This window comes from Frigoribacterium sp. SL97, assembly GCF_026625765.1.
Lineage (GTDB): Bacteria > Actinomycetota > Actinomycetes > Actinomycetales > Microbacteriaceae > Frigoribacterium.
This window is the reverse complement of sequence record NZ_CP113062.1, coordinates 747,817-765,887: the sequence shown is the minus strand read 5'-3', so window position 1 is coordinate 765,887 and position 18,071 is coordinate 747,817. Positions and strand designations below refer to the sequence as shown.

Annotated in this window: 30 protein-coding genes; 1 reads left to right on the top strand and 29 read right to left on the bottom strand. The window is 66.6% G+C overall.

Annotated features, from left to right (window positions below; genetic code table 11):
* Nucleotides 1–42 precede the first annotated feature (42 nt).
* From OVA02_RS03780 to infA, 5 genes are all read right to left on the bottom strand, one after another.
* Nucleotides 43–1,038 (bottom strand): DNA-directed RNA polymerase subunit alpha, encoded by a 996-nt coding sequence (locus OVA02_RS03780; protein WP_043593322.1) that lies wholly within the window; start codon nucleotides 1,036–1,038, stop codon nucleotides 43–45.
* Nucleotides 1,039–1,228: 190 nt separating this feature from the next.
* Nucleotides 1,229–1,627 (bottom strand): 30S ribosomal protein S11, encoded by a 399-nt coding sequence (gene rpsK, locus OVA02_RS03775; protein ID WP_043593323.1) that lies wholly within the window; start codon nucleotides 1,625–1,627, stop codon nucleotides 1,229–1,231.
* 45 nt (nucleotides 1,628–1,672) lie between these two features.
* The gene (gene rpsM, locus OVA02_RS03770; protein ID WP_043593325.1) at nucleotides 1,673–2,047 is read right to left on the bottom strand and encodes a 30S ribosomal protein S13; all 375 of its coding nucleotides are present in this window, start codon (nucleotides 2,045–2,047) and stop codon (nucleotides 1,673–1,675) included.
* Between the two features lie 190 nt (nucleotides 2,048–2,237).
* A complete protein-coding gene (gene rpmJ, locus OVA02_RS03765; protein ID WP_043593327.1) occupies nucleotides 2,238–2,354 on the bottom strand; it encodes a 50S ribosomal protein L36 in 117 nt (38 codons plus the stop codon).
* Nucleotides 2,355–2,422: 68 nt separating this feature from the next.
* The gene (gene infA / locus OVA02_RS03760) at nucleotides 2,423–2,644 is read right to left on the bottom strand and encodes a translation initiation factor IF-1 (RefSeq protein ID WP_043593329.1); all 222 of its coding nucleotides are present in this window, start codon (nucleotides 2,642–2,644) and stop codon (nucleotides 2,423–2,425) included.
* Nucleotides 2,645–2,862: 218 nt separating this feature from the next.
* On the opposite strand from infA, the gene OVA02_RS03755 reads away from it, so the two are divergent.
* Nucleotides 2,863–4,140, top strand: a complete 1,278-nt coding sequence (locus OVA02_RS03755; RefSeq protein WP_082460059.1) for an LCP family protein — start codon at nucleotides 2,863–2,865, stop codon at nucleotides 4,138–4,140.
* Nucleotides 4,141–4,189: 49 nt separating this feature from the next.
* On the opposite strand, the gene map is transcribed toward OVA02_RS03755, so the two are convergent.
* The 24 genes from map to OVA02_RS03635 all read right to left on the bottom strand — a co-directional run bounded on the left by map (nucleotide 4,190) and on the right by OVA02_RS03635 (nucleotide 17,972).
* Nucleotides 4,190–5,023 carry a type I methionyl aminopeptidase gene (gene map / locus OVA02_RS03750; protein WP_056043549.1) on the bottom strand — a complete coding sequence of 278 codons (834 nt, stop codon included), beginning with the start codon at nucleotides 5,021–5,023 and terminating at the stop codon, nucleotides 4,190–4,192.
* A gap of 4 nt (nucleotides 5,024–5,027) precedes the next feature.
* Nucleotides 5,028–5,648 (bottom strand): adenylate kinase, encoded by a 621-nt coding sequence (locus OVA02_RS03745; protein ID WP_056043551.1) that lies wholly within the window; start codon nucleotides 5,646–5,648, stop codon nucleotides 5,028–5,030.
* The gene (gene secY / locus OVA02_RS03740; protein ID WP_043593336.1) at nucleotides 5,645–6,967 is read right to left on the bottom strand and encodes a preprotein translocase subunit SecY; all 1,323 of its coding nucleotides are present in this window, start codon (nucleotides 6,965–6,967) and stop codon (nucleotides 5,645–5,647) included. Before secY ends, OVA02_RS03745 begins: the two co-directional genes overlap by 4 nt.
* Nucleotides 6,968–7,039: 72 nt before the next feature.
* Nucleotides 7,040–7,675 (bottom strand): 50S ribosomal protein L15, encoded by a 636-nt coding sequence (gene rplO, locus OVA02_RS03735; protein ID WP_082460060.1) that lies wholly within the window; start codon nucleotides 7,673–7,675, stop codon nucleotides 7,040–7,042.
* Nucleotides 7,675–7,860: a 50S ribosomal protein L30 gene (rpmD, locus tag OVA02_RS03730; protein ID WP_043593338.1), complete on the bottom strand. Its 186-nt coding sequence runs from the start codon at nucleotides 7,858–7,860 to the stop codon at nucleotides 7,675–7,677. The genes rplO and rpmD overlap by 1 nt, the downstream gene beginning before the upstream one ends.
* Complete coding sequence (rpsE, locus tag OVA02_RS03725) at nucleotides 7,860–8,600, bottom strand: 30S ribosomal protein S5 (protein WP_043593339.1); 741 nt, start codon at nucleotides 8,598–8,600, stop codon at nucleotides 7,860–7,862. Before rpsE ends, rpmD begins: the two co-directional genes overlap by 1 nt.
* Nucleotides 8,597–8,968, bottom strand: coding sequence for a 50S ribosomal protein L18 (rplR, locus tag OVA02_RS03720; RefSeq protein ID WP_043593341.1), 372 nt, complete (start codon nucleotides 8,966–8,968; stop codon nucleotides 8,597–8,599). The genes rpsE and rplR overlap by 4 nt, the downstream gene beginning before the upstream one ends.
* A 2-nt stretch (nucleotides 8,969–8,970) precedes the next feature.
* Nucleotides 8,971–9,507, bottom strand: coding sequence for a 50S ribosomal protein L6 (gene rplF, locus OVA02_RS03715; RefSeq protein WP_056043554.1), 537 nt, complete (start codon nucleotides 9,505–9,507; stop codon nucleotides 8,971–8,973).
* Between the two features lie 6 nt (nucleotides 9,508–9,513).
* On the bottom strand, nucleotides 9,514–9,912 hold the full coding sequence (gene rpsH / locus OVA02_RS03710) for a 30S ribosomal protein S8 (RefSeq protein ID WP_043593344.1): 399 nt from the start codon (nucleotides 9,910–9,912) through the stop codon (nucleotides 9,514–9,516).
* Between the two features lie 141 nt (nucleotides 9,913–10,053).
* Nucleotides 10,054–10,641 carry a 50S ribosomal protein L5 gene (gene rplE / locus OVA02_RS03705; protein WP_043593346.1) on the bottom strand — a complete coding sequence of 196 codons (588 nt, stop codon included), beginning with the start codon at nucleotides 10,639–10,641 and terminating at the stop codon, nucleotides 10,054–10,056.
* On the bottom strand, nucleotides 10,641–11,000 hold the full coding sequence (gene rplX / locus OVA02_RS03700; protein WP_043593348.1) for a 50S ribosomal protein L24: 360 nt from the start codon (nucleotides 10,998–11,000) through the stop codon (nucleotides 10,641–10,643). The genes rplE and rplX overlap by 1 nt, the downstream gene beginning before the upstream one ends.
* Nucleotides 11,001–11,003: 3 nt before the next feature.
* Nucleotides 11,004–11,372 carry a 50S ribosomal protein L14 gene (gene rplN, locus OVA02_RS03695; protein WP_043593350.1) on the bottom strand — a complete coding sequence of 123 codons (369 nt, stop codon included), beginning with the start codon at nucleotides 11,370–11,372 and terminating at the stop codon, nucleotides 11,004–11,006.
* A 34-nt stretch (nucleotides 11,373–11,406) separates the two neighbouring features.
* Entirely contained in the window at nucleotides 11,407–11,703 is a 297-nt protein-coding gene (rpsQ, locus tag OVA02_RS03690; protein ID WP_056043557.1) for a 30S ribosomal protein S17, read from the bottom strand.
* A complete protein-coding gene (gene rpmC / locus OVA02_RS03685) occupies nucleotides 11,703–12,026 on the bottom strand; it encodes a 50S ribosomal protein L29 (RefSeq protein ID WP_054145424.1) in 324 nt (107 codons plus the stop codon). The genes rpsQ and rpmC overlap by 1 nt, the downstream gene beginning before the upstream one ends.
* Nucleotides 12,026–12,445, bottom strand: a complete 420-nt coding sequence (gene rplP, locus OVA02_RS03680) for a 50S ribosomal protein L16 (protein WP_043593355.1) — start codon at nucleotides 12,443–12,445, stop codon at nucleotides 12,026–12,028. The genes rpmC and rplP overlap by 1 nt, the downstream gene beginning before the upstream one ends.
* A gap of 2 nt (nucleotides 12,446–12,447) precedes the next feature.
* Nucleotides 12,448–13,227, bottom strand: coding sequence for a 30S ribosomal protein S3 (rpsC, locus tag OVA02_RS03675; protein WP_043593357.1), 780 nt, complete (start codon nucleotides 13,225–13,227; stop codon nucleotides 12,448–12,450).
* On the bottom strand, nucleotides 13,227–13,619 hold the full coding sequence (gene rplV / locus OVA02_RS03670) for a 50S ribosomal protein L22 (protein ID WP_043593358.1): 393 nt from the start codon (nucleotides 13,617–13,619) through the stop codon (nucleotides 13,227–13,229). Before rplV ends, rpsC begins: the two co-directional genes overlap by 1 nt.
* 25 nt (nucleotides 13,620–13,644) lie before the next feature.
* On the bottom strand, nucleotides 13,645–13,926 hold the full coding sequence (gene rpsS, locus OVA02_RS03665; protein ID WP_043593360.1) for a 30S ribosomal protein S19: 282 nt from the start codon (nucleotides 13,924–13,926) through the stop codon (nucleotides 13,645–13,647).
* Between the two features lie 12 nt (nucleotides 13,927–13,938).
* Nucleotides 13,939–14,778, bottom strand: a complete 840-nt coding sequence (rplB, locus tag OVA02_RS03660; RefSeq protein ID WP_056043560.1) for a 50S ribosomal protein L2 — start codon at nucleotides 14,776–14,778, stop codon at nucleotides 13,939–13,941.
* Between the two features lie 18 nt (nucleotides 14,779–14,796).
* Nucleotides 14,797–15,096, bottom strand: coding sequence for a 50S ribosomal protein L23 (gene rplW, locus OVA02_RS03655; protein ID WP_043593363.1), 300 nt, complete (start codon nucleotides 15,094–15,096; stop codon nucleotides 14,797–14,799).
* A complete protein-coding gene (gene rplD / locus OVA02_RS03650) occupies nucleotides 15,093–15,755 on the bottom strand; it encodes a 50S ribosomal protein L4 (RefSeq protein ID WP_043593365.1) in 663 nt (220 codons plus the stop codon). Before rplD ends, rplW begins: the two co-directional genes overlap by 4 nt.
* Nucleotides 15,756–15,758: 3 nt before the next feature.
* Nucleotides 15,759–16,409: a 50S ribosomal protein L3 gene (gene rplC, locus OVA02_RS03645; RefSeq protein WP_173154863.1), complete on the bottom strand. Its 651-nt coding sequence runs from the start codon at nucleotides 16,407–16,409 to the stop codon at nucleotides 15,759–15,761.
* 17 nt (nucleotides 16,410–16,426) lie between these two features.
* Nucleotides 16,427–16,735, bottom strand: a complete 309-nt coding sequence (gene rpsJ / locus OVA02_RS03640; protein WP_043593369.1) for a 30S ribosomal protein S10 — start codon at nucleotides 16,733–16,735, stop codon at nucleotides 16,427–16,429.
* A gap of 397 nt (nucleotides 16,736–17,132) precedes the next feature.
* Nucleotides 17,133–17,972: a DarT ssDNA thymidine ADP-ribosyltransferase family protein gene (locus OVA02_RS03635; protein ID WP_056043568.1), complete on the bottom strand. Its 840-nt coding sequence runs from the start codon at nucleotides 17,970–17,972 to the stop codon at nucleotides 17,133–17,135.
* Nucleotides 17,973–18,071: the final 99 nt, after the last annotated feature.

The window sequence follows — 18,071 nt, the reverse complement described above, 5'->3', positions numbered from 1 at the left end:
TTCCTAAGTGAGTCGAGAGTGGAGGGCGTCGGGCGGAGAGACCTAGTTGGTGGTCTCTTCTTCGTCGTAACCGCTGTAGAAGTGGGCTCCGTCGAACCCGGGGACCGTGTCCTTGAGCGAGAGGCCGAGCTCGACGAGCTTGTCCTTCACCTCGTCGACCGACTTCTGACCGAAGTTGCGGATGTTCATCAACTGGGTCTCGGACAGGGCGACCAGCTCGGACACCGTGTTGATGCCCTCGCGCTTCAGGCAGTTGTAGCTGCGGACCGACAGGTCGAGGTCCTCGATCGGGGTCTGCAGCTCGCTCGACAGGACGGCGTCGACCGGCGCGGGGCCGATCTCGATGCCCTCGGCGGCGGTGTTCAGCTCGCGGGCGAGGCCGAACAGCTCGGTCAGCGTGCGACCGGCCGAGGCGATGGCGTCACGGGGCGAGATCGACGGCTTCGACTCGACGTCGACGACCAGGCGGTCGAAGTCGGTGCGCTCACCGGCACGCGTCGCCTCGACGCGGTAGGTGACCTTGAGCACGGGCGAGTAGATCGAGTCGATCGGGATCTGACCGGCTTCGCTGAACTCGCTGCGGTTCTGCACGGCCGACACGTAACCACGGCCACGCTCGATCGTGAGCTCGAGCTCGAACTTCGCCTTGTCGTTCAGCGTGGCGATGACGAGCTCGGGGTTGTGGATCTCGACGCCGGCCGGAGCCGAGATGTCGGCGGCCGTGACCTGACCCGCACCCTGCTTGCGCAGGTAGGCCGTGATGGGCTCGTCGTGCTCGCTGGCGACGACCAGCTGCTTGATGTTGAGGATGACCTCGGTGACGTCCTCTTTCACTCCGGGGACGGTCGTGAACTCGTGCAGCACACCGTCGATGCGGATGCTGGTGACAGCAGCGCCGGGGATCGACGAGAGAAGCGTGCGGCGCAGCGAGTTGCCGAGGGTGTAACCGAAGCCTGGCTCGAGGGGCTCGATCACGAAGCGGGAGCGGAACTCCGAGATGTTCTCCTCGGTGAGGGTGGGGCGCTGTGCAATGAGCACTGTTTAATCCTTTCGGCGAAGAGTCCGCTATATGACTCTTGGCGGTACGACAGGTGGCTGGCCCGTCGGGTCTGTTGAGTTGTGGGCACCTCGGGCGAACACGCGGGAGGCGGTGCTGACGCGGGGGAGCCCGCCGTACCCGACGGACCCCGGTGACGGGGCCCGTCGGGCACGGCGGGCGGTAACTCAGTTAGACGCGACGACGCTTCGGCGGGCGGCAGCCGTTGTGCGCCTGGGGGGTGACGTCGTTGATCGAACCGACCTCGAGGCCTGCGGCCTGGAGCGAGCGGATCGCCGTCTCGCGACCCGAACCCGGGCCCTTGACGAAGACGTCGACCTTCTTGACACCGTGCTCCTGCGCCTGGCGGGCGGCGGACTCGGCGGCGAGCTGCGCGGCGAACGGGGTCGACTTGCGCGAGCCCTTGAAGCCGACGGCGCCGGACGAGGCCCAGCTCAGGACGGCGCCCGAGGGGTCGGTGATCGAGACGATCGTGTTGTTGAACGTGCTCTTGATGTGGGCCTGGCCCACGGCGACGTTCTTCTTCTCTTTGCGGCGGGGCTTACGCGCGGCCGTCTTCGGTGCTGCCAATTTTTTCTCCTACAACCTTGAGGGGCGTACGGCGGGAGCCGAGGCCTATCGAGCCTTCTTCTTGCCGGCGACGGTGCGCTTCGGGCCCTTGCGGGTACGAGCGTTCGTCTTGGTGCGCTGGCCGCGGACAGGGAGGCCGCGGCGGTGGCGGATGCCCTCGTAGCTACCGATCTCGACCTTGCGGCGGATGTCGGCGGCCACCTCGCGGCGGAGGTCACCCTCGACCTTGTAGTTGCCCTCGATGTAGTCGCGGAGCAGGACGAGCTGGTCGTCCGTGAGGTCCTTGACGCGGATGTTGCCGTCGATCTCGGTCTCGGCGAGAGTCTTGAGCGCGCTGGTGCGGCCGACTCCGTAGATGTAGGTCAGTGCGACTTCAACGCGCTTGTCGCGCGGGATGTCAACGCCTGCTAGACGTGCCATGATGGCCTCTTTTCAGAGATGGTGGAGGTCTGTCACAGCACCGGTGCCCGGGCCTCCGACCCGGGGTGTCCCCCGCCTCCGTCCACCCTGTCGGGCTTCCGTGACGAGTTCTGGTGCTGCTGGGAGGGTGTTGCTGTGTGACCCGGCTCGGCCGGGTCGGCATCGGCACGTCGCCGGAGCGACGGACGAGTCAGCCCTGACGCTGCTTGTGGCGCGGGTTGCTCTTGCAGATGACCATGACGTTGCCCTTACGGCGGATGACCTTGCAGTGCTCGCAGATGGGCTTGACGCTGGGGTTGACCTTCATTGCTGATTCCTTGATCTCGCTGGCTTCGTGCCCCACGGGTGCGTGGGGCCGTTCCTTTCCAGCACGCCCTACTTGTAGCGGTAGACGATCCGGCCGCGGGTCAGGTCGTAGGGGCTGAGCTCCACGATCACACGGTCTTCGGGCAGGATGCGGATGTAGTGCTGCCGCATCTTGCCGGAGATGTGCGCGAGGACCCTGTGTCCGTTGGTCAACTCAACGCGGAACATCGCGTTGGGCAGAGCTTCGATCACTGCGCCTTCGATTTCGATGACACCGTCTTTTTTGGCCATAGCCTCACTGTCGCTAAGAATAGGGGTGTTGGTCGTGCGGGGATGCGATGCCCAGGCGCGCAGAAACGCACACGGAACACCAAAGGTCGATCCTAGGTGATGCCGGTATAGTTCAGCAACCCGGCTGGTCAACCCGACACGCCGGAGCACCCGCCGACCTCTGCCGCCCACCTCGGCCGTCGTCTCGTCGGGTACGCGTCACGACTGCCGGGAGCACCATGCCTGACCGCTCGACCACCCCCTCCTCCCCTCGGGGGGTCGCTCGTCACGGCCGACTCCGCCGCCGCGGCCCCGTCCGCATGCTCCTGGGGCTCGTCGCCGGGACGATGGCCGTCGTGCTCGTGAGCGGCGTGTCCGTCGCGGCCATCGCGGTCCGCTCCGCGACCTCGGGCGTGCAGACGGTCTCTCTCGGCAACGAGGACGAGGTCGCCGGGGTCGACATCTCGGCCATCCAGGGCGGCGCCAACATCCTGCTGGTGGGCAGCGACGAACGCGACGACGGCAGCCAGGTCGACGCCGGCGAGGTCGACGGCATCCGCAACGACGTGACGATCCTGGCCCACCTCTCGGCGGACCACACCCAGCTGACGGCCGTGAGCTTCCCCCGCGACCTGATGATCGACGTGCCCGAATGCGTCGGCGACGACGGCCAGGTGTACCCGGCCGAGGACTACGTGCAGTTCAACACGACCCTCGGACGCGGTGGCCTCTCGTGCACCGTCAAGACGGTCGAGGGCATGACCGGACTGGCGATCCCCTACGCCGGCAAGATCACCTTCGACGGCGTCATCGAGATGTCGAACGCCATCGGTGGGGTCGACGTCTGCGTCACGCGGACGATCCGGGACACCGACTCGGGCATCGACCTGACCGCGGGCACCCACACCCTGCAGGGCGCCGAGGCCCTCGCCTTCCTGCGGACCCGACACGGCGTCGGCGACGGGAGCGACATCGCGCGCATCAGCTCGCAGCAGGTCTTCCTGTCGTCGATGATGCGCAAGATCATCTCGGGCGGCACCCTCGGCGACGTGACGACGCTCTACAAACTCGCCTCGGCCGCCCTGAGCAACATGACGTTGTCGTCCACCCTCGACTCCCCCGACACGCTCGTGCGCCTGGCCCTCGCGCTCAAGGACATCCAGCCCGCGGGGATCGTCTTCGTCCAGTACCCGGTCGTCGACGATCCGCGGGACCCGAACAGGGTGGTGCAGTCCACGACCGACGCCGCGGCCCTGAACGCCGCCCTGAACGCCGACCAGAAGTTCACCCTCGGTGACGACAGCGCCGGACGTGGCTCCGTCTCGGACGGAACGGCCCCGGTCGCGACCACGCCCCCCGCCGCACCGAGCGAGACGTCGACGCCGTCCGACACGACGTCGGAGTCCTCCGTGCCAGCCGCCCCGGCTGCGACGGAGGCGCCGACGACCACTCTGCCCTCGACCATCACGGGCCAATCGGCGGCCGAGGCCACCTGCAGCGTCGGCTCGTCCCGCTGAGCCGCACCGCGCCTCCTCGCGTCGTCGGCGTGAGCCGAGGAGGCGCGGGTCAGGCGATCGGGACGGGTGTCACTCCCAGCGGAGACAGACCCGCGGCGCCGCCGTCCTGTGCCGTGAGCACCCAGATGCCGCCGTCGTGCACCGCGATCGAGTGCTCCCAGTGCGCGGCCATCGAGCCGTCGCGCGTGCTGACGGTCCACCCGTCGTCGTGGGTCACGGTGTCGATTCCGCCCGACGTGACCATGGGCTCGATGGCGATCACGAGGCCGGGCCGGACGGCGGGGCCACGTCCGCGGACGCGGTAGTTGAACACCGGCGGGTCCTCGTGCATCGAACGACCGATGCCGTGGCCGGTGTAGTCCTCGATGATGCCGAAGTCGCCCTGCCCGTCGATGTAGTCCTCGATGGCGCCCCCCACCTCGTTGAGGTGCGAGGCCGACGCCAGCGCGGCGATGCCGTGCCAGAGGGACTGCTCGGTGACCTCGTTCAACCGACGACGCTCGGCCACCACGTCAGGGCGGTCGGCATCGTCCAGGACGAAGCTCCGTGCGCTGTCGCCGTTCCAGCCGTCGAGTTGCGCTCCGCTGTCGACGGAGACGAGGTCCCCCGCCGCCAGCACGCGCGAACCGGGGATGCCGTGCACGACCTCGTCACCGACCGACGCACACACCGTGTGACGGTAGCCGGGCACCAACATGAAGTTGGGTTCTCCCCCACCGTCTCGGATGACCGCTTCGGCGACGGCGTCGAGTTCGAGCGTGGACACGCCGGGACGAACGGCGGACTGGACGGCGTCGAGCGACGCGGCCGTCAAGATCCCCGGCGCGATCAGACGTCGGAGTTCGTCGGCCGTCTTGTAGATGCCGGAGCGGCGGAACGCCACGAGGTCAGGAAGCCGAGGCGACGGACGTGAAACCGCGAGCGGCCAAGGCCGACTCGATGCGCCCGGCGACCTCGTCGATGCCGCCCAGACCGTCGACCTCGACGAGGATGCCTCGATCTCGGTACGTGTCGATCAGGGGTGCGGTCTCGCGGAGGTAGACGTCCTGGCGGTGGCGGATGGCGTCCTCGGTGTCGTCGGAACGCCCCTGGTCGACGGCACGCCGGCGCAGTCGCTCGACGATCTCGTCCCGCTCGGCGACCAGCTGGACGACGGTGGTCAAGGACTGCCCTTGCGCGGCGAGGTGCTCGTCGAGGAATTCGACCTGCTGCAGCGTGCGTGGGTACCCGTCGAGGAGGAAGCCCTCGCTCGCATCGGCCTGCGACAGCCGGTCGGAGATGAGCTCGTTGGTGAGGCTGTCCGGTACGTAGTCGCCCGCGTCGAGGATCGCCTTGACCTTGAGACCGAGCTCGGTCTCGTTCTTGACGTTGGCGCGGAAGATGTCGCCGGTCGAGATCGCGGGGATGCCCAACGACTCGGCGATCGCGACCGCCTGGGTGCCCTTGCCGGCCCCGGGGGGACCGACGATGAGGAGGCGCGGGCTGAGTCGGGTCTCAGCGGCGCTCATCGGAGCAGGCCCTCGTAGTGACGCTGCTGCAGCTGGGAGTCGATCTGCTTGACCGTCTCGAGGCCGACGCCCACGATGATCAGGATGCTGGCGCCTCCGAAGGGGAAGTTCTGGTTCGCACCGACCGTGGCCAACGCGATCAGCGGGATGAGCGCGATGATGCCGAGGTACAGGGCACCGGGCAGCGTCACACGCGTCAGCACGTAGTCGAGGTACTCGGCCGTGGGGCGACCGGCCCGGATGCCCGGGATGAACCCGCCGTACTTCTTCATGTTGTCGGCGACCTCTTCGGGGTTGAAGGTGATCGCGACGTAGAAGTAGGTGAACCCGACGATGAGGGCGAAGTACAGCACCATGTAGAGCGGGTTGTCGCCCGAGGTGAGGTTGGCCTGCACCCAGCTGACCCAGGCGGGCGGAGCCGTTCCGTCGGAGGGTTGGTTGAACTGGGCGACGAGGGCCGGGAGGTAGAGCAGCGACGAGGCGAAGATGACCGGCACGACGCCGGCCATGTTGACCTTGATCGGGATGTACGTGTTGTTGCCACCGTACGTGCGCCGACCGACCATGCGTTTGGCGTACTGGACGGGGATCCGCCGTTGGGACTGCTCGACGAAGACCACAAGCGCCATGATGATCAGTCCGACCGCGATGACGAGCAGGAAGATCTCGAAGCTGCGCGACTGCGCGATGCTCCAGAGGGCCGTCGGGAAGCGGGCGGCGATCGAGGTGAAGATCAGCAGCGACATGCCGTTGCCGATGCCGCGCTCGGTGATGAGTTCGCCCATCCACATGATGAGGCCGGTACCGGCGGTCATCGTGACGACCATGAGCATGACGGCGTACCAGGCGTCGTTCGTGATCAGCTGGCTGCACTCCGCGATGCCGGACGAACCGAACAGGGCACCCGAGCGGGCCACGGTGATGAGCGTCGTCGACTGGAGGACGCCGAGAGCGATGGTGAGGTACCGCGTGTACTGCGTGAGCTTCGCCTGCCCGGACTGGCCCTCTTTGTAGAGGGTGTCGAAGTGGGGGATGACCACGCGCAGCAACTGCACGATGATCGACGAGGTGATGTAGGGCATGATGCCCAACGCGAACACGGACAGCTGCAGCAGAGCGCCGCCGCTGAACAGGTTGACGAGCTCGTAGAGACCCGAGGTGCCCTGGTTGCCCGCGAGACAGGCCTGCACGTTCTGGTAGTCGACGAACGGCGCGGGGATGAAGCTCCCCAACCGGAAGAGCGCGATGATGCCGAGCGTGAACCCGATCTTGCGACGCAGGTCGGGGGTGCGCATGATGCGCGCGACAGCTCTGAACACGTGGGGCCTCCCGGTATGAAGGATAGACGACTGATGGGGGTGGCCCTGGCGGACCACCCCCTCAGGTGATTTTTACTTGCTGACGGACCCGCCGGCGGCGACGATCTTGTCCTCGGCGGAGCCGGAGACCTTGTCGACCGCGACGGTGAGCTTGACGCTCAGGTCGCCCTGTCCGAGGACCTTGACCTTCTCGTTCTTCCGAACGGCACCCTTGGCGACGAGGTCACCGACGGTGACGTCACCACCCTGCGGGTAGAGCTCGTTCAGCTTCTCGAGGTTGACCACCTGGTACTCGACGCGGAACGGGTTCTTGAACCCGCGCAGCTTCGGAGTACGCATGTGGAGCGGCATCTGGCCACCCTCGAATCCGACCTTGACCTGGTACCGGGCCTTCTGACCCTTGGTGCCACGACCGGCCGTCTTACCCTTCGAACCCTCACCACGGCCGACGCGCGTCTTCGCCTTCTTGGCACCGGGAGCCGGACGAAGGTGGTGCACCTTGAGCACCTGGGGACGCGCGACGTCGTCGGAGGACGTCGTCGAGGCGGGAGCGGCCTTGGTGGTCGAACCCGTCGAAGCAGCGGCCTTGTCGGCTGCGGGCTTCTTGGCGGCAGCCTTGGGAGCTGCTGCCTTGGTGGTCGTCGCCTTGGGGGCGGCGGCCTTCTTCGGGGCGGCCTTCGCGGCGGCCTCGTTCTTCTCGTCAGCCATTAGTCAATCTCCTCGACCTTCACGAGGTGGGCGACCGTGTTGACGTAGCCGCGGTTCTGCTTGGTGTCCTCGCGAACGACCGACTGGCCGATGCGCTTGAGGCCCAGGCTCCGCAGCGTGTCACGCTGGTTCTGCTTCTCGCTGATTACGGACTTGATCTGGGTCACCTTGAGGTTGGCGGCCATCAGGCACCTGCCTTCTCGGTCGCGGCGGTACGAGCTGCCTGCTCGGCACGGACCATGAAGGCCGGCATGACAGCGTCGATGTCGAGTCCACGACGGGCGGCGACGGCACGCGGCTCTTCGAGCTGCTGCAACGCCTCGACCGTGGCGTGGACGATGTTGATCGTGTTCGACGAACCGAGCGACTTGCTCAGGACGTCGTGCACGCCGGCGCACTCGAGCACGGCGCGGACGGGACCACCGGCGATGACACCGGTACCGGCCGAGGCCGGACGCAGCATGACGACGCCTGCAGCGGCTTCACCCTGCACGGGGTGCGGGATCGTGTTGCCGATGCGCGGGACGCGGAAGAAGTTCTTCTTTGCCTCTTCGACGCCCTTGCTGATGGCCGTGGGGACCTCTCGGGCCTTGCCGTAGCCGACACCGACCAGTCCGTTGCCGTCACCGACGACGACGAGTGCGGTGAAGCTGAAGCGACGACCGCCCTTGACGACCTTCGACACGCGGTTGATCGTGACGACGCGCTCCAGGAACTGGCTCTTGTCGTCACGGTCGCCGCGTCCGCGGCCACCCTGGTTGCGGTCACCGCGACCCTGGCCGCCACGGCGGTCGGTGCGACCACCCTCGCGGTTGTTCGACTCCGAGCCGGCAGCGGTCTCGACGGGACGCTCGACGACGGCCTCAGCCGGTGCCTTGGTCGCTTCGGTCTCTGCGGGGGGAGTGGTGTTCGTAGCGTCGCTCACAGGTTCAAACCAGCCTCTCGGGCGCCTTCGGCGATGGCCGCGACGCGTCCGGCGTACTTGTTGCCGCCGCGATCGAACACGACGGCCTCGATGCCCGCAGCCTTCGCACGCTCGGCGACGAGCTCGCCGACCTTGCGGGACTTCGCGGTCTTGTCACCGTCGAACGTGCGCAGGTCGGCCTCGAGGGTCGATGCGCTGGCGACGGTGAAGCCCTTGCTGTCGTCGACGACCTGCACGAACACGTGCCGGGCCGAACGGGTGACGACGAGACGGGGACGCTCTTCGGTGCCCACGACCTTCTTGCGCAGGCGGGTGTGACGGCGCTTGGTGGCAGCCGACTTGCTTTTTCCTCGTGTACCGAGACCCATGATTACTTACCTGACTTTCCGGCCTTGCGGCGGACGACCTCGCCGGCGTAGCGGACACCCTTGCCCTTGTAGGGCTCGGGCTTGCGCAGCTTGCGGATGTTGGCAGCCATCTCGCCGACGGCCTGCTTGTCGATCCCGACGACGGTGAGCTTGTTGTTGCCCTCGACCGTGAAGCTGATGCCCGCGGGCGGCTCGACGGTGATGGGGTGCGAGTAGCCCAGGGCGAACTCGACGTTCGAGCCCTTGGCCTGGACGCGGTAACCGGTTCCGACGACTTCGAGGCCCTTGGTGTAGCCCTCGGTGACGCCGATGATCTGGTTGGCGATCAGGGTGCGCGTGAGGCCGTGGAGCGAACGCGACTCGCGCTCGTCGTCCGGACGGGTCACGACGACCGTGCCTTCTTCGATCCTGGCTTCGATGGGGCTCTTGACGACGAGCGACAGCTCACCCTTGGGGCCCTTGACGCTGACGGCCTGGCCGTCGATCTTCACGTCGACCCCGGCAGGGATCGAGATGGGGAGTCTTCCGATTCGAGACATGACGAGTTACCACACGTAGGCGAGGACTTCTCCGCCTACGCCCTTCTTCTGGGCCTCACGGTCGGTCAACAGACCGGAGGAAGTCGACAGGATGGCGACACCGAGGCCACCGAGCACCTGGGGGATCTCGGTCGACTTGGCGTAGACGCGGAGGCCGGGCTTCGACACGCGCTTGATGCCCTTGATGGAGCGCTCACGGGCGGGGCCGTACTTGAGGTCGATCGTGAGGGTCTGGCCGACGCGGGCGTCTTCGACCTTCCACGACTCGATGAAACCCTCGCGCTTGAGGATCTCGGCGATGTGGGACTTGAGCTTGCTGCTCGGGAGCGACACGGTCTCGTGGAAAGCCGAGTTCGCGTTGCGCAGTCTGGTCAGCAGGTCTGCGACCGGATCTGTCATCGTCATGCGGTTTGTCACTTTCTCGTCCGGTTTCGACATCCGGTACACCGGGTGCCGACCTGGGCGATCGATTGGTCGACGAGCGGTTCTCGTCGACCTCAGGGGAACGGCCGGCAACTCTACGAGAGAGTTGCCGACCGGACGATCTTAGTTGGCCGAGTCGGCCGAACGGAACGGGAACCCGAGCGCCTTGAGCAGCGCGCGACCCTCGTCGTCGTTCTTGGCGGTCGTGACGACGGTGATGTCGAAGCCACGGACGCGGTCGATGCGGTCCTGGTCGATCTCGTGGAACATGCTCTGCTCGTTGAGACCGAAGGTGTAGTTGCCGTTTCCGTCGAACTGGCGGTCGCTCAGACCACGGAAGTCACGGATGCGGGGCAGCGCCAGCGACAGCAGTCGGTCGAGGAACTCCCAGGCGCGGTCACCGCGGAGCGTGACGTGGGCACCGATCGGCTGGCCCTCGCGCAGCTTGAACTGCGCGATGGACTTGCGTGCCTTGGTGACCTGGGGCTTCTGGCCCGTGATGGCCGTCAGGTCCTTGATGGCACCGTCGATGATCTTGCTGTCGCGAGCGGCCTCACCGACACCGGTGTTGACGACGATCTTCACGAGCCCGGGCACCTGGTGCACGTTCGTGAAGCCGAAGTCGGACTTCAGCTGCTCGATGATCTCGGCGCGGTACTTGGCCTTCAGCCGCGGGAGGGCCGTGGCGGCCTGCGTGGTGGTGTCGGTCATCAGAGGTTCTCACCAGACTTCTTGGCGTAACGGACGCGAACGGTCTTGGACACGCCGTCCTTGGTGACCGTCTCTTCGCGGAAGCCGACGCGGGTGGGCTTCTTGGTCTTGGGGTCGACGACGGCGACGTTCGACACGTGGATCGGAGCCTCGTGCGTCTCGATGCCACCGGTCTTGGAACCACGCTGGGTCTGGCCGACGCGCACGTGCTTGGTCACGAAGTTGACGCCTTCGACGACCACGCGGTTGCGCTCGACGAGCACCTCGAGGACCTTGCCCTGCTTGCCGCGGTCTCCGCCGCGGGCCTGCGAGGCACCGGTGATGACCTGCACGAGGTCACCCTTCTTGATGTTTGCCATGACTTAGATAACCTCCGGCGCCAGCGAGATGATCTTCATGAACTTCTTGTCACGGAGTTCGCGACCGACCGGTCCGAAGATGCGGGTTCCGCGGGGGTCTCCGTCGGCCTTCAGGATCACTGCGGCGTTCTCGTCGAACTTGATGTAAGAGCCGTCCGGACGACGGACCTCTTTCTTGGTGCGAACGATGACGGCCTTGACGACGTCACCCTTCTTCACGTTGCCACCGGGGATGGCGTCCTTCACCGTGGCGACGATGACGTCACCCAGGCCGGCGTAACGACGGCCGGAGCCACCGAGCACGCGGATGGTGAGGATCTCTTTTGCCCCGGTGTTGTCGGCGATCTTGAGGCGGGATTCTTGCTGAATCACTTGTGTCTCCTTCTACGCAAGCAGGCCGCGAGGCCTACTTCGCCTTCTCGAGGATCTCGACCAGGCGCCAGCGCTTGGAGGCGCTGAGCGGACGGGTCTCGCTGATCACGACGAGGTCGCCGACGCCGGCCGAGTTGGCCTCGTCGTGGACCTTGACCTTGGACGTGCGGCGGATGACCTTGCCGTACAGGGGGTGCTTCACGCGGTCCTCGACCTCGACGACGATGGTCTTCTCCATCTTGTCGCTGGTCACGTAGCCGCGACGCGTCTTGCGGTAGCCGCGGACCTCGACGGCAGCCGAGTCGACCTCGGTCTTGTTCTCGGTGGCCATTACTTGCTCTCCTCGGCGGTCTCGTCAGCCGTCTCGGCCGGCTTGTCAGCCTTCTTGGTCGACTTCTTGGCGGCCTTGGGGGCCGCCTCGACCGGGGCGGGGGTGGCACGGATGCCGAGCTCGCGCTCACGCAGGACCGTGTAGATGCGAGCGATGTCGCGTTTCACGGCACGCAGGCGGCCGTGGCTCTCGAGCTGGCCGGTGGCCGACTGGAAGCGGAGGTTGAAGAGTTCTTCCTTCGCCTTCTTCAGCTCATCGACGAGACGCTCGTCTTCGAATGTGTCGAGCTCGACAGGACGGAGCTCCTTGGAACCGATCGCCATTATGCGTCGCCCTCCTCGCGCTTGATGATGCGTGCCTTGAGGGGCAGCTTGTGGATTGCGCGAGTGAGTGCCTCTTTGGCGATCTCCTCGCTCACGCCGCTGAGCTCGAAGAGCACGCGACCCGGCTTGACGTTCGCGACCCACCACTCGGGCGAGCCCTTACCGGAACCCATGCGGGTCTCGGCGGGCTTCTTCGTGAGGGGACGGTCGGGGTAGATGTTGATCCACACCTTTCCGCCACGCTTGATGTGACGCGTCATGGCGATACGAGCGGACTCGATCTGACGGTTGGTCACGTAAGCGGGCGTGAGGGCCTGGATGCCGTACTCACCGAAGCTGACCTTGGTGCCACCAGTGGCCTGGCCGCTACGGCCGGGGTGGTGCTGCTTGCGGTGCTTGACACGACGGGGGATAAGCATGGTTACGCCTCAGCTCCTGTGGTGGCGGGTGCCTTCTGCTCGCGGGGAGCGCGGTCGCCCCCGCCGCGGCGGGCGCCGTCACGGTCGTTGCGGCGCTCGGGGCGAGACGACTTCTGGTTCGCCTGCTCGCGCGCGAGCTCCTTGTTGGTGATGTCGCCCTTGTAGATCCAGACCTTGACACCGATGCGACCGAAGGTGGTCTTGGCCTCGTAGAAGCCGTAGTCGATGTTGGCGCGGAGCGTGTGCAGGGGCACGCGGCCCTCGCGGTAGAACTCCGAGCGGCTCATCTCGGCGCCGCCGAGACGGCCCGACACCTGGATGCGGACACCCTTGGCACCGGCACGCTGGGCGCCCTGGAGCCCCTTGCGCATCGCACGACGGAACGCCACGCGAGCAGCGAGCTGCTCGGCGATGCCCTGGGCGACGAGCTGGGCCTCGGCCTCGGGGTTCTTCACCTCGAGGATGTTGAGCTGGATCTGCTTGCTCGTGAGCTTCTCGAGGTCGCCGCGGATGCGCTCGGCCTCGGCGCCACGACGACCGATCACGATGCCCGGACGGGCCGTGTGGATGTCGACGCGGACGCGGTCACGGGTGCGCTCGATCTCGATCTTCGCCACGCCGGCGCGGTCGAGCGAGGTCTTCAGCAGGGTGCGGATCTTGACGTCCTCGGCGACGTAGTCGCTGTAACGCTGTCCCGGCTTCGTGCTGTCGGTGAACCACCGCGACACGTGGTCGGTGGTGATGCCCAGACGGAAGCCGTACGGGTTGACTTTCTGGCCCATTACTTGCTCGCCTTCTTCGTAGCGTCGGCAGCCTCGACCTCATCAGGCGTCGAGAGGACGATCGTGATGTGGCTGGTGCGCTTCAGGATCTTGAAGGCGCGGCCCTGTGCACGCGGCTGGAACCGCTTGAGGGTGGCGCCCTGGTCGACGAATGCACGACTGATGTACAGGTCCTGCTCGTCGAGGTAGCTGTTCGAGGCGTCCGCCTTCACCCGGGCGTTGGCCATGGCCGACGCGACGAGCTTGTAGACGGGCTCGCTGGCGCCCTGAGGTGCGAACTTCAGAATCGCCAGAGCCTCGGCGGCCTGCTTGCCGCGGATCAGGTTGACGACACGACGGGCCTTCATGGGGGTGACGCGGATGTGACGCACGCGTGCGATCGACTCCACCATTTCTCTCCTCCTTCACGTCGCCGCGTTAGCGGCGACGACCCTTCTTGTCGTCCTTCACGTGACCACGGAAGGTGCGGGTGGGCGCGAACTCACCGAGCTTGTGGCCGATCATGCTCTCGGTCACGAACACCGGGATGTGCTTGCGTCCGTCGTGCACGGCGATGGTGTGCCCAAGCATGTTGGGGACGATCATCGAACGGCGCGACCAGGTCTTGATGACGTTCTTGGTGCTGGCCTCGTTCTGCGAGACGACCTTGCGAAGCAGGTGGTCGTCAACGAAGGGGCCCTTCTTAAGACTGCGTGGCATCTTCTACAACTCCTACTTACGCTTCTTGCCAGCGTTACGACGACGGACGATGAGCTTGTCGCTCTCTTTGTTGGGGTGACGCGTGCGGCCCTCTTTCTGGCCCCACGGGCTGACCGGGTGGCGTCCACCGGAGGTCTTGCCCTCACCACCACCGTGCGGGTGGTCGACGGGGTTCATGGCGACACCACGCACGGTCGGGCGGACGCCCTTCCAGCGCATGCGGCCGGCCTTGCCCCAGTTGATGTTCGACTGCTCGGCGTTGCCGACCTCGCCGATCGTGGCGCGGCAGCGGGCGTCGACGTTGCGGACCTCGCCCGACGGCAGACGGAGCTGCGCGTAGGGGCCGTCCTTGGCGACGAGACGCACCGAGGCACCGGCCGAGCGGGCCATCTTCGCGCCTCCACCGGGCTTGAGCTCGATGGCGTGGATGACGGTACCGACCGGGATGTTCTTGAGCGGCAGGTTGTTTCCGGGCTTGATGTCGGCGCCGGCACCCGACTCGACGACGTCGCCCTGCTTCAGCTTGTTCGGCGCGATGATGTACCGCTTGGTGCCGTCCACGAAGTGCAGGAGCGCGATGCGAGCCGTGCGGTTGGGGTCGTACTCGATGTGAGCGACCTTGGCGTTGACGCCGTCCTTGTCGTTGCGACGGAAGTCGATGACGCGGTACTGGCGCTTGTGGCCACCACCGATGTGACGGGTCGTGATGCGGCCGGCGTTGTTACGGCCACCGGACTTCGAGAGCGGGCGCAGCAGCGACTTCTCGGGCGTCGAACGCGTGATCTCCGCGAAGTCGGCGACCGACGAACCGCGGCGACCCGGGGTCGTGGGCTTGTAGTTACGAATTGCCATGATTTATGCCTCTGCTCCCTAGCCGACAGCCGTGAAGATGTCGATGGAACCGGACTTCAGCGTGACGATGGCGCGCTTGGTGTCCTTGCGCTTGCCGGTGCCGAAGCGGGTGCGACGGGTCTTGCCCGTTCGGTTGAGCGTGTTGATGCTGTCGACCTTGACGTCGAAGATCTTCTCGATGGCGAGCTTGATCTCGGTCTTGTTCGAACGCGGGTCCACGAGGAAGGTGTACTTGCCCTGGTCGATCAGGGAGTAGCTCTTCTCGGAGACGACGGGCGCGATGATGACGTCGCGGGGGTCTTTTCCGTAGCCGCTCATGCGGTGGCCTCCTTCTTGGTCTTCGAGGCGACGAAGCCGTCGAAGGCGCTCTTCGTGAAGACGATGTCGTCGCTGACGAGGACGTCGTAGGCATTCAGCTGGTCGAACGTGATCACGTGGACCGTGGGCACGTTGCGGACGCTCTTGAGGGTCAGCGTGTCGTCGCGGTCGGTGACGATCAGGACGTGCTTGCTCGAGGCGATCGACGCGAGCAGCTCGAGAGCGACCTTGGTCGAGATCGAGTCGGCGACGAAGCTCTCGACGACGTGGACGCGGGCGCCACGAGCGCGGTCGGACAAAGCACCGAGCAGGGCTGCGGCGATCATCTTCTTGGGGGTGCGCTGGGCGTAGTCGCGGGGCTGCGGACCGTGGACGATGCCACCGCCGGTCATCTGAGGAGCGCGGATCGAACCCTGACGGGCGCGGCCGGTGCCCTTCTGCTTGAACGGCTTGCGGCCGGCGCCGGAGACCTCGCCGCGACGCTTGGTCTTGTGCGTGCCCTGACGTGCGGCGGCCTGCTGGGCGACGACGACCTGGTGGATGAGCGGGACGTTCGTGACGACGTCGAAGAGCTCGACGGGGAGCTCGACCGTGCTGGTCTTCTGGCCCTTGGCGTCGACGACGTCGACCGAAGCGGCCGATGCGGTAGTGGTGGCCATGAGCTACTTCCCCTTCACGGCGGTGCGGACGAAAACGATGCGGCCACGAGCACCGGGGACGGCGCCCTTGACGAGCAGCAGACCCTTCTCGGCGTCGACGGCGTGCACCGTGAGGTTGAGGATGGTGACGCGCTCGCCACCCATGCGACCGGCCATGCGCATGCCCTTGAAGACACGGCTGGGGGTCGAGGAGGCACCGATCGAACCGGGCTTGCGGTGGTTGCGGTGCGCACCGTGCGAGGCGCTGACGCCCTTGAAGTTGTGACGCTTCATGACACCGGCGAAGCCCTTGCCCTTGGACGTTCCGACGACGTCGACCTTCTGGCCGGCTTCGAAGGTGTCGACCGTGAGCTCCTGGCCGAGTGCGTACTCGGCGGCGTCGGCGGTGCGGACCTCGGTGAGGTGGCGACGGGGGGTGACGCCCGCGGCGTCGAAGTGACCCGTGGAGGGCTTGTTCGACTTGCGGGGGTCGATCTGGCCGGCCGCGATCTGGACGGCGGTGTAGCCGTCCTTCTCGAGCGAGCGGACCTGGGTCACGACGTTCGGGGCGATCTCGACGACGGTGACGGGGACGAGCTTGTTGTTCTCGTCCCAGACCTGGGTCATGCCGAGCTTCTTGCCGAGCAGGCCCTTGACGTTCTTGGTGGTGCTGATGGTCATGGTCGCCCCCCCTACAGCTTGATCTCGATGTTGACGTCGGCAGGCAGGTCGAGACGCATGAGCGAGTCGACGGCCTTCGGCGTCGGGTCGACGATGTCGATGAGGCGCTTGTGCGTGCGCTTCTCGAAGTGCTCGCGCGAGTCCTTGTACTTGTGGGGCGAACGGATCACGACGACCACGTTCTTCTCGGTCGGGAGCGGCACGGGGCCGACGACCGTAGCGCCCGCGCGGGTGACCGTGTCGACGATCTTGCGCGCGGAAGTGTCGATGACCTCGTGGTCGTACGACTTAAGTCGGATGCGGATCTTCTGTCCCGCCATGTGTGACTCTCTCTCGTTCGGACGTCGCGCACCTCGGGGGCCGCCTGACGCTGTTCGCTGGGCGAACATCTGTTGGCACTACGTGTCTCTCGCGTACCGCTGTTCTTGTGTCAATCCATCTGCCGAAACCGGCCGGTGCCCGCGAGGAAGGACCCGGGGAGGGCCATCTTCGCCACCGCCACCCGCACCCGGGGCTTCGCCCCGGCACACCGCGACCAATGGTCACGGCGGTGGTTTCGTTGTGAGATGCGTCCTGCTACCCGCGGCCCAGACGCCTTGCGTCTGTGCACTGCCTGGCAGTGATCCGACACCCGGCGCAGAGGCCAGGCTCGAAATGTTGAACTAGACGATTTTGCCACACGCCTGCATTTGCTGCAACCCGGGCGTGTCGCGGATGTCAGACGGCTTCGACGACCGGTGCGGGCCGGAACCACGGCGGGTAGACGGCGACGCGCGGCGCCTCGGCTCCCAGCTCGGCGAGCGTCTCCTTCACGGCGTCGCGGACCTTGTCGTTCGGGACGCCGACGAGCGTCACCGAGGAGAAGGGCACGGAACCGGGCACGAGCACTTCTGGAGCGAGCAGGTCGGGGTCCTTGAGGCTGAACCGGCGGACCATCGACGATGCGTCGTCGAGCCCTGCGGCCGCACGCACGCCCTCGACGGCCGCGTCCCCCTCGGTCACGACGAAGTCGTCGCCGAGCGAGGCGACGGGAACCACGAGCATGACGAAGTCGATGGCACGGGCCTCACGTGCCGCATCCGACCACTCGTAGCCCTCGGCTCCGGTACGGACGGCGTCCCAGGCGGTCGCATGAGGCGACAACGAGAACGGCACGTGCGCGGCGACGGGCTGACCCGACGCGGTCGTGACGGAGGCGCGGAGGGCCCGCGTCGCCTCGGAGCTGACGTCGAGCACGGGAGTCGCGCCGGCCTGCAGCGCGCCGGCCTCGAGGATGCCGGGCAGGTTGGACACGTGCGTCCAGTGGTAGGCACGCTGGGTCGAGAACTCGGGGACGGGGGTGGCGGCCGCCTGCGCGGCCACGGCGACAGCGGCCGAGTCACGGGCGAGTGCGGGCGTGCTGCGCAGCGACTCGGGCTTGCGGTTGGAGGGGCGGCGGCGGGTGGTGACCGACCGTGCGGCGGTCGAGGGCATGCCGTCGGCGACGCCCTCGCGCTTGCGGGGAGCGCAGATGTCGCACAACTCTCGCTCGAATCCGTGGATGCACTCGTCAGTCACTGCAGTTGTTCCTCTCGGGCGACCCGAACGGGACGCGACCCTCTAGGTTACGTCACGACGCGCACCGTTCGCAGACCGCGGACCACCTCGGGTGTGCGA